The organism is Polaromonas sp. P1_G2, assembly GCF_056405515.1.
Genome location: NZ_JBFUBY010001267.1, coordinates 1 through 433, shown reverse-complemented (window position 1 = coordinate 433; position 433 = coordinate 1). Strand labels below are relative to the sequence as shown.

At 61.4% G+C, this 433-nt stretch carries 1 protein-coding gene; it reads left to right on the top strand.

Features of this window, described 5'->3' with window-relative positions; all coding sequences use genetic code 11:
• Window positions 1-433, top strand: a 433-nt coding sequence (locus tag AC1D0P_RS30080) for a carbamoyl phosphate synthase preATP-grasp domain-containing protein (protein ID WP_477680076.1), incomplete at both ends; no start/stop codon positions are given.

Genomic DNA, 433 nt, shown 5'->3' with positions numbered 1-433 from the left:
GTCTACAAGCGCATAGACACCTGCGCCGCCGAATTCGCCTCGCCGACCGCCTATATGTATTCGACCTATGAGACACCCTTCGTCGGCGCCGCCCGCACGGAAGCGCAGGTTTCCGACCGCAAGAAGGTGGTGATCCTCGGCGGTGGCCCGAACCGTATCGGCCAGGGCATCGAGTTCGACTATTGCTGCTGCCACGCCGCCTTCGCGCTGAAGGATGCCGGCTTCGAAGCGATCATGGTCAACTGCAATCCGGAGACGGTGTCCACCGACTACGACACCTCCGATCGCCTCTATTTCGAGCCGCTGACCGCAGAAGACGTCATCGAAATTCTCAAGATCGAGCAGGAAAAGGGCGAACTGCTGGGCGTCATCGTTCAGTTCGGCGGCCAGACGCCGCTGAAGCTTGCCGATGCGCTGGAGCGAGCCGGCATTC